The 13,664-nt window shown below is 56.2% G+C and carries 13 protein-coding genes and 1 pseudogene; 6 read left to right on the top strand and 8 right to left on the bottom strand.

From position 1 onward, the window contains the following. The coding region (locus tag LG31_RS0105895) for a DUF2860 family protein (protein ID WP_033113568.1) at nucleotides 1-849 on the top strand (849 nt) is incomplete at its 5' end. A 166-nt stretch (nucleotides 850-1,015) separates the two neighbouring features. On the opposite strand, the gene LG31_RS0105890 is transcribed toward LG31_RS0105895, so the two are convergent. Then, nucleotides 1,016-1,903, bottom strand: a complete 888-nt coding sequence (locus tag LG31_RS0105890; protein WP_033113567.1) for a beta-1,6-N-acetylglucosaminyltransferase — start codon at nucleotides 1,901-1,903, stop codon at nucleotides 1,016-1,018. 643 nt (nucleotides 1,904-2,546) lie between these two features. On the opposite strand from LG31_RS0105890, the gene LG31_RS0105885 reads away from it, so the two are divergent. Further along, the gene (locus LG31_RS0105885) at nucleotides 2,547-2,816 is read left to right on the top strand and encodes a hypothetical protein (RefSeq protein ID WP_033113566.1); all 270 of its coding nucleotides are present in this window, start codon (nucleotides 2,547-2,549) and stop codon (nucleotides 2,814-2,816) included. A gap of 211 nt (nucleotides 2,817-3,027) precedes the next feature. On the opposite strand, the pseudogene LG31_RS0105880 reads toward LG31_RS0105885, so the two are convergent. Continuing rightward, nucleotides 3,028-4,021 (bottom strand): annotated as a pseudogene (locus LG31_RS0105880) (IS481 family transposase). 145 nt (nucleotides 4,022-4,166) lie between these two features. Here LG31_RS0105880 and LG31_RS20300 point away from each other — a divergent pair. Continuing rightward, a complete protein-coding gene (locus tag LG31_RS20300) occupies nucleotides 4,167-4,469 on the top strand; it encodes a tyrosine-type recombinase/integrase (protein WP_084059547.1) in 303 nt (100 codons plus the stop codon). Nucleotides 4,470-4,496: 27 nt separating this feature from the next. Here the strand turns inward: LG31_RS20300 and LG31_RS0105870 are convergent, their stop codons facing one another. From LG31_RS0105870 to LG31_RS0105855, 4 genes are all read right to left on the bottom strand, one after another. Beyond that, on the bottom strand, nucleotides 4,497-4,826 hold the full coding sequence (locus LG31_RS0105870; RefSeq protein ID WP_033113565.1) for a YbaB/EbfC family nucleoid-associated protein: 330 nt from the start codon (nucleotides 4,824-4,826) through the stop codon (nucleotides 4,497-4,499). Nucleotides 4,827-4,940: 114 nt separating this feature from the next. Continuing rightward, nucleotides 4,941-7,538, bottom strand: a complete 2,598-nt coding sequence (dnaX, locus tag LG31_RS0105865) for a DNA polymerase III subunit gamma/tau (protein ID WP_033113564.1) — start codon at nucleotides 7,536-7,538, stop codon at nucleotides 4,941-4,943. Nucleotides 7,539-7,722: 184 nt separating this feature from the next. Continuing rightward, on the bottom strand, nucleotides 7,723-8,268 hold the full coding sequence (apt, locus tag LG31_RS0105860) for an adenine phosphoribosyltransferase (RefSeq protein ID WP_033113563.1): 546 nt from the start codon (nucleotides 8,266-8,268) through the stop codon (nucleotides 7,723-7,725). 133 nt (nucleotides 8,269-8,401) lie between these two features. Beyond that, nucleotides 8,402-8,779, bottom strand: coding sequence for a YbaN family protein (locus tag LG31_RS0105855; RefSeq protein ID WP_033113562.1), 378 nt, complete (start codon nucleotides 8,777-8,779; stop codon nucleotides 8,402-8,404). A 123-nt stretch (nucleotides 8,780-8,902) separates the two neighbouring features. Between LG31_RS0105855 and dusC the strand changes: the two genes are divergently transcribed. From dusC to LG31_RS0105840, 3 genes are all read left to right on the top strand, one after another. Beyond that, a complete protein-coding gene (gene dusC, locus LG31_RS0105850) occupies nucleotides 8,903-9,847 on the top strand; it encodes a tRNA dihydrouridine(16) synthase DusC (protein WP_033113561.1) in 945 nt (314 codons plus the stop codon). A gap of 97 nt (nucleotides 9,848-9,944) precedes the next feature. Continuing rightward, nucleotides 9,945-10,313 (top strand): TraR/DksA family transcriptional regulator, encoded by a 369-nt coding sequence (locus LG31_RS0105845; RefSeq protein WP_033113560.1) that lies wholly within the window; start codon nucleotides 9,945-9,947, stop codon nucleotides 10,311-10,313. 164 nt (nucleotides 10,314-10,477) lie between these two features. After that, a complete protein-coding gene (locus LG31_RS0105840) occupies nucleotides 10,478-11,179 on the top strand; it encodes a substrate-binding periplasmic protein (RefSeq protein WP_084059548.1) in 702 nt (233 codons plus the stop codon). Between the two features lie 77 nt (nucleotides 11,180-11,256). Here the strand turns inward: LG31_RS0105840 and yjjG are convergent, their stop codons facing one another. Beyond that, nucleotides 11,257-11,937: a pyrimidine 5'-nucleotidase gene (gene yjjG, locus LG31_RS0105835; protein ID WP_033113558.1), complete on the bottom strand. Its 681-nt coding sequence runs from the start codon at nucleotides 11,935-11,937 to the stop codon at nucleotides 11,257-11,259. Nucleotides 11,938-11,951: 14 nt separating this feature from the next. Then, nucleotides 11,952-13,451, bottom strand: coding sequence for a M17 family metallopeptidase (locus LG31_RS0105830; RefSeq protein WP_033113569.1), 1,500 nt, complete (start codon nucleotides 13,449-13,451; stop codon nucleotides 11,952-11,954). Nucleotides 13,452-13,664 lie beyond the last annotated feature (213 nt).

Below are 13,664 nucleotides of genomic sequence, written 5' to 3'. Positions count from 1 at the left end.
GGGTATAACGGTGACAATGAAAGCCATAATGGCCTGTTCAACTCACCAGAAAGCTACTCTTCAGGGACTCCCATTTTAGGAGCAGACCTCCGTTATACATTTGCAGAGACCCGCACTCAGCTGTTCCTAGGTAACTTGATTCAAGATGCAGTTCGCTTTGACTTCACACAGCAACTGGGTGTGCGTCAGCAAATGGGTGATAAAGGCATTGTGGCTCTGGGTTATGTTTTCCCACTTCTACCCACAGAAACGTGGGCTGACCCATATGCCGCAGGCAATCGCCAAGACACAGACATGAAGTCCGGTGGTGCCCGTTTAGCATGGGATCAAATTTGGGGAACCCATTTCAACGCAACATACACCATGCGCAAGTTCGATATATCTGAAGAGCGAAGTGGTGAGAGCATGGCTCTCAGTAACGCACAGCGCAATATGTTGAATCGTAATGGCAATACCAATGAAGTAGCCTTGTCCTATGACTGGATCTTTAGTCCTGGCCATGTACTGCACCCAGAACTCACATACGGCAAGAGCAGTTTCGATGGCAGTGCCATGAACTATGACAAGACCCAAATCCAGTTATCCTATGGGTACAATAACAATCAGTGGTCCTTGATCAGCAACATTTATCTTGGCCAAATGAAATACGATGAAGTTAACCCCATTTTTGGCAATAAGGCTGATTCTGACGAGTTTGGGGTTAGCACCACCTTCTTCTGGCATCGCTTGTTTAACGTAAAGGGGCTCAACGGATTAATCAGCGCGTCTTATAGCAAAAGTGACTCAGACATCAACTTCTATGATGCCTATATCAGCAGTATCAACACGGGTCTAATGTATCATTTCTGATGATAATGGGCCCTGTTCGGGAGCCTCTTCAGTTAGTGTCGGCTCTACTGTGGGCAGCTCGATCGCTCATGCTGTGATATGGAAAATGGGGCTCGGTGAGCCCCATTGTGCATCTGTCAGCTTGTAACTGTGGAATATGCTGAAAAGGTGTGAGGTTACATCTTCATTATTTTGATAACTCAGCCACCAATGCTGCCTGCCTAATGAACGGTGTATCAAGAGGCACACTCATCGTCTGCTCCAGAATGTCCAGAATATCGCTGTCTATGGTCTCATCAAATTTACGGGCAAACAGGTGCTGGCTTTGCTGCAGGGCCTCAGCGTCATGCACGGTGTAGTCACGTGGGCGAAGCTTGATGTCCCCCATGGGGATCCAGTCAATGGCCCGCTTATCATCGTTGACTATTTGGCCCTGATAGCTGGTGTTCATGATCACCGTCTGGAAGAAACCCTCGTCAGCGATGAGCGTGTGGCGGTAGAAATCCTTGAAACGCTCGATCTCCGGGCTGTAGCTAACAAACGCACAAAATGCCCGGCTCAGGATCATCCACTGATTGCCAATGTAGGGAGTCACATCTTCTAGGTAAGGACGAGTCTTCACCGGCTCGCATACCAGCTCCTTGGTTGTCTCGGTCACATAGTAATCGATACGATGCAAAGTATCTGGCCTATGCAGGCGCTGATCTGCAACCTTGAGGAAATCCTTCCCTTTATTAGCTCGAAGGAAGTCATGTATGTCACTCTGGGATCTCAGCGGAAAGTCCTGCGCGCTCAGGTTGATGAAGAACTCCCAGTCCTTGCTTTTCTCCAGCAGTGCCGCAATACCGCGCAACTCCGCATCAACCAAGCTGTACCCCCCCCAGAGCGCATTCTTGCTAGGTAACATACCAGCGTTGGGGTAATCGTGTAAAAAACGGGCTATTTCCTGCTGCAGCTCAGGGCCGGAACTCTTGTCCACATGAACCAAGTAGTGGTTGCTTTGGTGGTAAATCGCCTTGAACAGACGCTTGAACTGGGCCGGATAGCGATGAACCAGAATGAGGTAGGCAATCATATCAATGTGTCCTGTATAGGCGGCAGGGCTGCACCAAACAGGAAATCACCTCGAACAGTTGGTTTGAGGCTTTTTATCGTCGGGGTCGCCGCTGTCGTAGTAAAAGCAGATAACAACAAGGAGAACAGGCTGCGACGGGGATAGATGCGCCTTATAGCATCGGGTCACTACAGCTGGTCTGACGAAGTCAGGTTGAGGGTGAGAGGTAGGCAAGCATTGCCCTGGCTCGAGACTCTTTTGCATGACAAACCTGTCATCAGGTGCAGAGTGCAATCGGCCGGTAAGTGAGAAACCACAGTAACACGATTCGAAGTCAGCGGGTCATATATCTCATGACGAAAAGAATCGAACTCATTGGGGTCTCATTATTTTCAGCACCACGACATGTCGGTGGCAACATGTTGAAGATTAAGCTTTTCCTCACTTTCTCAAATGCAGGTATACCCCCCTAGTTCAAAGACAGATCAATGGCAGTGATTGCATACCGTGTTGTTGAGCGGCTTCATTAGCACCTCCAAGTCAACGATGAGCTCACTTTTGATCCATATGCCAAATCTAAAATTAATCTTTGGTTACAATTGTTTTATTCTCAACTCTTGGGCCCCTACTTAAAATATGAGTAATGGCATAACAGGAGCCCATAATGAAAGTAGTCATCGGTATATTTGCATGTTCTTTTATGATATCTGCATGTGCATCTGATACTCCAGATGCAAAACCAGAAAAGGGGTGGATTGAAGCCCTTGCCGATTACCAAAGAAATCGAGACCCCAAAGAGGAGATGATTCAAGAGTCTCTTCGCGTTATGCGTATTGAGCATAACAAACAAGGTATGAACATTACTGAGAGTAATACTCGCCAGCGTCAACTGGAAGCAACTATGCGTGCTCTATTGGGGACGGAGTACAAATAGAATAACACAACTATATAAAATAGACTCAAGCCCTAGTGAAGATAAAGGGTACCATATTAAATTTGAGCACTCTTAACTTATCTCTTATTTTATTCTTGGCATTTAAAAATAAAATATTCCACAGTATAAAGTACAATCATAAATAACCGGCTCACTTCGGCATGTACAGATCTAGTTATCACCTGACACCGGCCTCAAACCGGTGTCTTGTTTACGCTACTTTAGTGCGCACTTCCTTCGGTATCAATTTCAGACCCTTCTTGAACATGCTGTAGGGCGTCTGTCCCTCCATCATCCTGCCCTGATGTGGCCGCTGGGTGTTGTAGTGTTCCAGGTAGCTATCCAGGTCTGTCTGCATCTGCTCTACCGACTCATACCAGGTCGTTCTCCCCTTGATGCGGAAGTGTTCATCCAGCAGGGTGCGATGCAGTCGCTCGATAAAGCCGTTGCTCTGCGGCCTGCGCACCTGGGTGGTCCGGTGCTCAATCCCCTTCAGTTGCAGGAACAGCTCGTAGGGATGATGGTCTGGGCGCCCACAGAACTCGCGCCCGTTGTCCGACAGGATGGTATAGACCCGTGCCTCGTGGGCTTCGAAAACGGCAGCACCGTTTCATTGAGCACATGGACCGAGGTCACCGGCAGCTTACTGGTGTAGAGCCGTCCCCAAGCGTGGCGGCTGTAGCAGTCCAGCACGGTTTGCAGATACACCTTGCCAACCCCCTTGAGCGCGCCGACGAAGAAGGTGTCGACCGCCACCAGTTCTCCGGTGTAGTGGACTTCTATCTGACGTTCGCAAAACTCGGGGCTGAAACGCTCGAGCAAGCGAATTTGCTCGTCGTTGAGCTCAATGGTCTGTTCCCGATGGTTTTTTCTCGAGGCGCAGCAAGCGGTCGTGTTGGGAGAGCAAATCGTGGCGTTGCCACACACCGCCCGCACTGACGTTGATGCCTTGTAGAGTCAGTTCTTGCGCGACCCGCCAGCGGGCCATGGGGTGGTCTGGTGAGGGAGTCATCGAGGATGGCCTGCTCAATCTCGGGCGCAACCCGGTTGGGATGAGCGCCTTTACAGCTGGGCAATTTGTCGAGCAAGCCCTCGACACCATAGGTCTGGTAATGACGGCGAATTTCGTAGAACTGCTGACGGCTATAGCCGATGAGCTTGCAGGCTTTGCTGACGTTATTGAGCTCTTTGGCGAGCCCTAGCAGGCTGAGTTTGCGACGTGCGACTTTCTCGTTGGTGGTCTACGGTGACGCCAGATAACGCGATAGGGGTACCGTTTTGTTATCCGGTTTGAAGTCGTATGACCACTCCCTTTTGTGGGCAACTGTCAGGTGAATACCATCTCCATACATGCCGTACATCAGACCCGAGCTGTTTACAGCACCGGGCTATTGGGCACGTCTACTAAGAAAAGCGCAGCTGACATATAGAAAACCGTATCAGCTGCGCCATAGCTATGCCTCAATGCTTCTGATGGCGGGTGCTCATTCAGCCTATCTGGCCAAGCAACTTGGCCACAAAGACTGGGGGATGATCCGCACCATTTATGCTCAGTGGGTTAGCAAGGACAACCCTAATTACAGGAATGAACTGGCTGAGAAACTGGGTGTTGTTGACCCATATATGACCCACGAGCAACAGGTCAAAGCATAAGGCATTGAACCTAAATGGTTTTATGCCTTAAAACGGCATCTTGAATCCTGGCGGCAATTGCATACCACCGGTCAGCTCGCCCATCTTGGTCTTGTTCTGCTCTTCCACACGACGCACGGCATCGTTGCAAGCGGCGGCAACCAGATCTTCCAGCAGCTCCTTGTCATCTTCCATCAGGGAGGGGTCGATCTCAATGCGACGGACACTGTGACTACCGGTCATGGTGACTTTGACCATGCCAGCACCGGCTTCACCGGTCACTTCCATCTGAGCCAGCTGCTCCTGCGCCTTCTGCATACGCTCTTGCATCTGCTGGGCCTGTTTCATCAGGTTCCCCATTCCACCTTTACCAAACATATGTCGTCTCTCGTCTTGAAATCCGGCATCCAGCGCCGGGCTGTGGGCTTGTCTGTCCTAGATGGGGACAGCCAAACTGCTTTTCAACCGGAAGCGAGCTCCCGGCCACGGAATTTAGCGGTTGAGGGGCTCGATGCTCTCGTGATGAAGCACGGCACCAAACCGCTGAACTAAAAACTGCACGTTGGGATCCTGCTCCAGATCCCGGGTCACCTGCTCGCGCACCCCCAGATAGAGGCGGTGTTCAATCTCGAGGGGGGTCTCCTTGTCAGGCACTACGCCGAGCGTCACCTCGACCTGTACCGATTGCCCCAGCGCAGGCCCGATGATCTCGGCCAGATCGGCGCGCGCCTTGTCACTCACCAGATGGCGCTGCTCGGGCTTGAGGGTCAGCAGCACCTTGTCTCCTTCGCGCATCATCACCGAGTTGATGGCGAGTTGGCGCAACCGACCGCCCACCTGGGTGTGTGCAATCAGCTCGGCCCAAGAGTCACCACAACCATTGAGCAGTGAGGAAGGGATAAGGCGGGTCGCCTCCCCCTCTTGCGGCTCCTCATCGCTCTCGAGCTCATCCCAATCAATGGTCTCCATCACTGGCTGAGCGGGCTCGCTCTGCGCCACAGGGGCAGCAGCTACCGTCGTGGTCATCGGCTGGGTCGCAGGAGCAGGCGTTACTGCAGGCGCTGTGGCACTGCGCTCGCCAGGTCGATAGCTAGGCTGCCCAGCCAGATCCCAGGGTGGCAGGTCGGTTGGCTGTGCAGGCTGGGTAGCGGGAGCCGCTGTGCGATTGGGCGCATTGCGGGCAGGCTCAGGCACGGGCGAGGCCATAAAGCTCTGGCTGAGATACTCCTCGTAATCCCCGTTATCACCCGCCTCGTCATAATTTTCGGCGTAGAGATCCACCGGCGGCTGCTCGCCAAACTGGCCCATGGCGGGGCCACTCTGGGTGGCAGTTTGGCTGATAGCAGGCGACGGCGCACTCTGTGGCAGAGGTGCTGGCGCAGAGGCAGCAGCCTGACGCGGCGGCGCAACCGGCACCGCCCGAGGAGCAGGAGCAGCGGCGCTGCTCTCCCCACGCTGGCGACTACGCAGCATATTGCGTTTGCCAAGCAGGCTTTGCATGCTCGATACCGCCGAAACCGGTTCGGGCGCTTCCGAAGCAGGTGCAGCCGAAGCGCTATCAGTCTGTACAGATGCCATCTGCGCAGGCGCCATCTCTGCAGCGGCCATCAACACAGTGTCGGTTGGTACCGATAGGTTCGGGCTTGCAGCAGCCCCCTCTCCCATGCTCGCAGTATCAACCGCCATGCCGCTATTCACGCCAGAGAGCGGGGCCGGCTCGGCCTGATAACCCATACCGGCCGCCTCGCGCAGCAACTCATCCTGCTGGCTGAAGAGCTGGGCGGCTTGCGCCTCCTCTTCACCGCTCTCCTCATCCTGACCAGTTACCTCGGCCGTGGCCGTCATGGCATCGACAGAAGCCGTCTGTGCAGGGAGTGGAGTATGAGTTACAGGCTCAGCGGCCGGGCGCTTTCCCGGCAGCGTCGGGGCAGCCCCCATTCCCGCGCTGGCTGAGCCAGTCATGGATAGGGGAAGCGCCGTCAGCGTGGCGGGGTGCAATACTTCGCGCCGCGGCGAGAAGGCGAGCATCCGCAGGCAGGTCATCTCCAGCCCGGTGCGGCCATCGGGTGCCCAAGGCAGATCTTTACGACCACCCAGCACAATCTGGTAGCAGAGCTGCACCTCTTCCGGGCTCATCGCCTTGGCCAGTTGCAGCAGGGCATCGGCATCCGCCCCCTGCTCCTGCACACTGGCGGGTAGCAGCTGGGCCATAGCGATACGATGGAGCAGCCCTTCCAGCTCAGCGTGGAGCTGATCAAAATCGGGGCCAAGGGTAGCGATCTCGCTGATCTTGGCCATGGTCGCTGGCGCATCTTGCCGCAAAATGGCTTCCAGCAGCTGGTGCAAGTGGCGGTGATCGAGCGTCCCCAGCATGGTCAGCACGCTGTCGAGGCGGACGCTGCCATTGCCGTGGGCCAGCGCCTGATCGGTCAGACTCAGGGCATCGCGCATACTGCCGTCAGCCGCTTTGGCCAGGGCCAGCAGGGCGCGCGGTTCGAAGGGCTGCCCCTCCTGATCCAGCACCCATTCGAGCTGCTTGGCGATCTGGGTCTGATCCAGACTCTTCAGATGAAACTGCAGGCAGCGCGAGAGAATGGTAATCGGCAGCTTCTGCGGATCCGTGGTGGCCAGCAGAAACTTCACATAGGGGGGCGGCTCTTCCAGAGTTTTCAGCAGCGCGTTGAAGCTGTGACGCGACAACATGTGCACTTCGTCGATGAGATAGACCTTGAAGCGACCACGGGCCGGGCGGTACTGCACGTTGTCGAGCAGCTCGCGGGTATCTTCCACCTTGGTACGCGACGCCGCGTCAATTTCCAGCAGGTCGACAAAGTTGCCCTGATCGATCTCGCGGCAGGTATCGCAGACGCCACACGGATGGCTGCTGATCCCCTGCTCGCAGTTGAGGCTCTTGGCCAGAATACGGGCGATGGTGGTTTTGCCGACGCCGCGGGTGCCGCTCAGCAGATAGGCGTGATGCAGCCGTCCCTGATCCAGGGCGTTGGTCAGGGCAGTCAGCACATGTTGCTGACCAACCACTTGTTCAAACGTATGGGGGCGCCATTTACGCGCCAGAACCTGATAGCTCATAAATCCATCATGCAGGGAAGACAGGGCATTGATGCCGGATGCTAACACAAATGGACGGGAGGCTGTATCGGCTATCGGTCAGAGCGGGAGGGATCGCTTGAATTTCAAACCGATGCCCGCACGGGCACCGGTTTGGAGGCTGGCAACAGGCTGACGATAGCAGCCTGTGGATCAAACCGGGGGCTTATTCGCCCGGCAGTTCGACCAGAGAGACCACCTTGACGCCAGCGGCGGTCAGGCGGGCATCACCACCGAGAGACGGCAGGGAGATGATGAATGCCGCATCGGCAACAGTACCGCCAGCGCGACGGATCAGCTTGACGGTGGCATCGACGGTACCGCCAGTGGCGAGCAGATCGTCCACTACCAGTACCTTGTCACCGGGCACGATGGCGTCGGTGTGCAGTTGCAGGGTGTCGGTGCCGTATTCGAGGGCATAGGACTCCTCGATGACAGCGCGGGGCAGTTTGCCCGGCTTGCGGACCGGCACGAAGCCCAGCCCCATGGCGTAGGCAACCGGCGCGCCAAAGATGAAGCCGCGAGCCTCGGTACCAACAATCTTGGTGATCCCTTGATCACGATAGTGATTGGCCAGCAGGTCGATGGTGGCTTTGAACGCCTCGGCATTTTCGATCAGGCTGGTAATGTCGCGAAACAGGATGCCCGGCTTCGGATAGTCGGGAATGGTCTTGATGCTCGCTTCGATAAATTTCAGGGTTTCCGGATTCATGGTTTGACCGTTTGTTTTTCGACCCAGATGGCCGTTTTATCTTAGTCTTCCCGCCAGCGGGAAATAAAAAAGCCTGTCACGCAAGAATGACAGGCCGACTCCATAGCATTATTGCCGCAATAGCTTAGGGACTTCACTTCTCCATTGCAACTGGCTCCAGCACCGGCAGGCGCATTAACCAGGTGAGCAGGATCACCATTATGAGAAGCAACAGCCCCCTGACCCATAGCAGCGGCACCACCGCCAGCGACACCGAGAAGGTGAGCAGAATGAAGATAATGGCGCGCCGCCGTGCATGACGGCGAATACCGCGATACTGCTGCCAGTCTGCAATGGGTGGGCCAAACCAGGGATGGCTCAGCAGCCAGTGGTGAAAACGGGGGAACGAACGAGCAAACAGGGCGGCCGCCAGCAGCATGAAGGGGGTGGTCGGCAGCAGTGGCAACACGATGCCGACAATGCCGGTCACAAAGGCCATCCACCCCAAGATCATCAGACACCAGCGCTGCATTGCCACCTCTCACCTCTGTTTCTACCTGTCTAGCCTAACAGAGTTTGGCTGATAGCTGACAGCAGGGCGCAACCCCACTACAATCTGCCCTCTTTTTTCTCCTTATCTCTTCGGAAAGCAGTTATGCGCGTTATTTTGGCCCCCATGCAGGGGGTACTGGATCACCTGATGCGGGAGGTACTGACCTCCGTCAACGATTACGACCTCTGCGTAAGCGAATTTATCCGGGTCGTTGATCAGCTGCTGCCCGCCAAGGTGTTCTATCGCCTCTGCCCCGAACTGCTGCAAGATGGCAAAACCCGAGCGGGAACCCCGGTGCGGGTCCAGCTGCTGGGCCAACATCCCGAGTGGCTGGCTGAAAACGCCAGGCGCGCCATCGAGCTGGGCTCCCCCGGGGTCGATCTCAACTTTGGTTGCCCTGCCCCCACCGTCAACAAGAGCAAGGGCGGCGCCGTCCTGCTCAAAGAGCCCGAGACCATCTACCGCATCGTCAAGGCGGTGCGCGAAGCGGTGCCCGCCCATCTGCCGGTCAGTGCCAAAATTCGCCTCGGTTACGATGACAAGGAGCTCTATCTGGAGAACGCTCAGGCGGTCTTGCAGGGGGGGGCCAACGAGCTGGCCGTCCATGCCCGCACCAAACGCGAAGGGTACAAGGCGCCCGCCCACTGGGAGTATGTGGATGCCATTCGCCGCGCCTTGCCGATCCCCGTCACGGCCAACGGCGAGATCTGGGATCATCAGGATGCCCTGACCTGTGCCAGCGTCTCCGGCTGCGATTCCCTGATGGTGGGGCGCGGCGCCATCTCCCTGCCAAATCTGGCAAACGTGATGAAGACCGGCTGCCCCCACATGAGCTGGGCCGAGGTACTGCAATTGATGGTGAGCTACACCGAGCAGGACTTGGCCAGCGAAAAGGCCGACTACTACCCCAGCCGGATCAAACAGTGGTTTAGCTATCTCAAACGGGAATATCCGGAAGCAGACCTGCTGTTTCAGGATATCCGGGTGCTCAAAGAGACGGATCCCATCCGCGATGCCTTGCTGCAAGCGGCCAAAAGCCACGGCTAACCGTCGTTAACTTGACTCATATCATCTTGATAAAGTTATCGGATCCCTATACTGCCCCGAATCTGTCGTCTGTCCTGTGGGGGATAATGTGTGTGAAATGACGCAAGCACAGTTGACTGTCTGGCGTAATCGCCTGCTGTCCGACTGGGCCCAGGTACGAGAAACGCTGATCGGTCAGCTGAAAGCCTGTCGCCGTGACGAGTGGGCCGAAAAGCTGGATCACTGCGAACAGGATCAACTGGTCGAGTTGACCAGCCGGCTGGATCTGCCAAAAGTGGAGCAGAGCGTGGCGCATCTCAAACGGATCGATGCCGCACTCTGTCAGATGGATCTCGGTATCTATGGCCTCTGCTCCGATTGTGAAGAGCAACTGGCCATCGAATCGCTGGAGCAGGATCCGACCCTGCAACGCTGCCCACGCTGCGAAACCCGCTATCGCAAGGGATTCCACGCCCACGAGCTCTGAAAGATGCACCAACCGGTGCATCCTCTCTTTACTGCCTCACTGGTGACACTGCCATTCCTGTCCAATACTCGACTATATGAGCCGGTTCGAGGGGATGGGTCGTGTACAGACTCTTGTTGTTATGGTGTTTATGCTGCCAAGCCGCCGCACAGGAGTCTTTGGTCATTGGCTGGGGCGACTGGCAACCGTTCAGCTATCGCAATGAACAGCATCAGCTGCAAGGGCTGGATATCGAACTGCTCAATGCCATCCTGCAGCGGGCTGACTATCAGGCTCGCTTCATCGAAATGCCCTGGACAAGGGTGCTGCACGAATTGGAATTTGGCACGGTTCAACTGGCCATGTCCGCCAACATCACCACCGAACGTCAGCAATATGCCCGCTTCAGCCATGCCTATCGGGAAGAGGAGACGGTCATCATCATCCGCAAGGAGGATGAACCACGCTGGCGCAACATCACCACTCTGGAACAGCTGATCAATACTCCCGATTTTCATATCGGTCTGCTCAAGGGGTTTGACTACGGCGAGACGTTTCGCCGCCTTGTCGCCGACCCCAAGGTGAAACCTCGGCTACAGGAGCGATTTACACTGGAGCAACTGCTCAAGATGCTCAACGGCGGGCGGATCCAAGGATTTATCCTCGACCCGAACAGCCTGCAGGAGTGGGAGCATCAGGGCATCACCTTGAAACAGCTCCACATCCTGCTGCATATCGAACGCACTCCGGTTCACCTGATGCTCAGCAAGAAGAGTACATCGCAAGTCCAGCTGGATCGGCTCAATCAGGCGATCGACCAACTCAAGCAAAGCCCCGAATATCAGCAGATCCTGACCCGCTATACCCCTGGCCTGCTCGCAGAATAACAACGGGAGAGCCGATGGCTCTCCCGTTCTCTACGCTGGTTTCGTCAAATAACGTATCAGGAACCACTTCAACTGCACTACTGACCAAGCACAATGCCGGCCAGATGGGAGAAGTGATGGATCTCGTGAGTAGCATCACACTCACCGCTCTGCTTGCACGGGTTATACCAGCAGGTGGCCAACCCCTGTGCAGCCGCACCGGCAATATCGGTCTTGGGATTGTCGCCCACCATCAGCACTCTGGCCGGATCCGGAGCCCCCATCAGCGAGAGCGTGTGCTGAAAAATGGCGGGATCTGGCTTGGTAACCCGGATCTCGTCGGAAATCACCAAGGGTGCGAACCACTCGCTCCAGCCCAGCTTGCCAAGCCGGCCCCGCTGGGGAACGCTGAAGCCGTTGGTGATGATGCCCATCTTCACCTTGTCTTTCAGCAGCTGTAGCGTCTCCACTACCCCATCAAGGGGCATGCTCAAGGCAACGATCTGCGCCAGAAAGGTGTTGTTCATTACCATGGGGTCAACATTGACCTGCTCGGCAAAGAGGGAAAAGCGGGTCTCTTGCAGCGCTGTAGCATCGATTTCGCCATTGTTGTACTGCTGCCACAGACCGTGATTGAGGGTGTGATAGGCCGCCATGCCAGCCTCATCCACTTGTACGCCATAGTGGCGAAGAGTTTGCTCCAGCGCCTGTGTCACCGGGAAATCGAGCAGGGTCTCATCCAGATCGAACAGCACCCAGTCATAGCTTGTCTTGTTCACAAAAATCCTTGTCATCAGTCAGGTTGTTCCATGCTGTGGCGCCCCGTTCTGCCCAGCGGACTGGCCAGCAGATCCAGTGTCAGACGCACGCCAAAGCCTGTTACTTCGCTTGAAACCACCCCGTTGCCTCCCTTGTTGCGAAAACCGCTCAGGTCAAAATGCAGCCAGGGGGTCTGCTCGGGGACGAAATGGGAGAGAAAACGGGCCGCATCGATATGATCCGGGGAGCTGCCCGGCGCGCACTGCAGCAGATCGGCCCATTCACTCTCGATGTTGTCGTCATAATCCTCATCGAGCGGAAACGGCCAGACGCGCTCGCCGCTGCGCTGCCCCATATTGACCAGCGACATCAGCCAATCGGTGCGGTTGGTAAAGACGCCGCTGTAACGGCTGCCCAGCGCCCGTTTGCAGGCTCCAGTCAGGGTGGCGTAGTCGATCAGCAGATCCGGGGTATCCTGCGCCGCCATCGCCAGCGTATCAGCCAGCACCATCCGCCCCTCCGCATCGGTATCGACCACTTCGATGGTGGTACCGTTGATGGCCGTGACAACCTCCCCGGGCCGATAGGCGTGAGGGCCGATATGGTTCTCGGCGATGGCGAGCCAGCAGTGAACTTCATAGGGTAGTTGGGCTCTGCTGATGGCGTAGAGGGTGCCGAGGGCCACCGCGCTGCCCCCCATGTCGAGATGCATGCCATACATGCTGCCGGAGATCTTGAGGTTGTAGCCGCCGGAGTCGTGGCAGATACCCTTGCCTACCAGCGCAATACGGCGCACCGGCTTGGGGGGATAGTAGCTGAGCTTGACCATGGCGCCCTGATTGTCTTCCGAACCACGAGCCACGGCCAAAAAGGCGCCGGCCCCCAGCTCGGCCAACTGGCCCTGATCATAATGGAGGCAGTGCCAACCCTCCTCCTGCGCCAACTGGCTGAGAAGCTCGCGATAGTTGGCAGCGGTCAGCTCAGAAGCTGGCAGCACCGCCAGATGGCGGGCCAGCCCGTTGCCGCCCGCTTCGCTGTAGATACGGGCCAGATCCAGCACCACAGCCGGGGACACAACCACCTGCTGATAGCTCCAGCTGCTTTCACTTCGGCTCTTGCTGGTCGGCAGCGGCATATTGGCAGCCAGCAGGGTGGAGAGCACCAGCTCGGCTAGTATCCCCCGCTCAGAGGCAGAAAAGCCCTCGAGGTGAAGACCAACCCGCTCGGCTTTTAACCCAGACAACGGCGCAATCCAGCTCCGCACCTGCTTGTAGAGGCGGTGATCCCGTTCCACACTGCCCGCCACACAGACGACCAGCAGCAGGCTGTTGCCCTGCATCAGGGTAAAGGGGGCTTTTTTGCCCAGCGCCAACAGGGTGTTGACACCCGATAGCTGGGGATGAGCCAGGATCGCCTCCTTCTGATCTTCGGCGATCAGCAATATCTGTATAGGAAGCGCCTGCTCGAGGGCCTGGACGAGAGTGGCATCCTGGCAATCGATAGCGGGAGGAAGATAGGTAAAGGGAGTGATCACAGGCATATACCTCATCCGTGAAGAGATACCTGATCATACCTAACAAACAGGCGGGACGACCAGTTTTGCCCTGAAAAACCAGCACAAGCAGCATCTTCACCACGCAAAAGTGATATTGCGCAATGTCTGTAGAATATTTGGAAAGAGAAAAATGGGTATGATGAAAAGCAGCTGAACAAGGAAAAACAGAGAGGAAGTTGGTTGCGGGGGCCG

The sequence above is a fragment of the Aeromonas lacus genome (assembly GCF_000764665.1).
In the GTDB taxonomy this organism is placed as follows: Bacteria; Pseudomonadota; Gammaproteobacteria; order Enterobacterales; family Aeromonadaceae; genus Aeromonas; species Aeromonas lacus.
The sequence above is the reverse complement of the archived record's forward strand: the minus strand, read 5'-3'. Positions and strand labels throughout refer to the sequence as shown.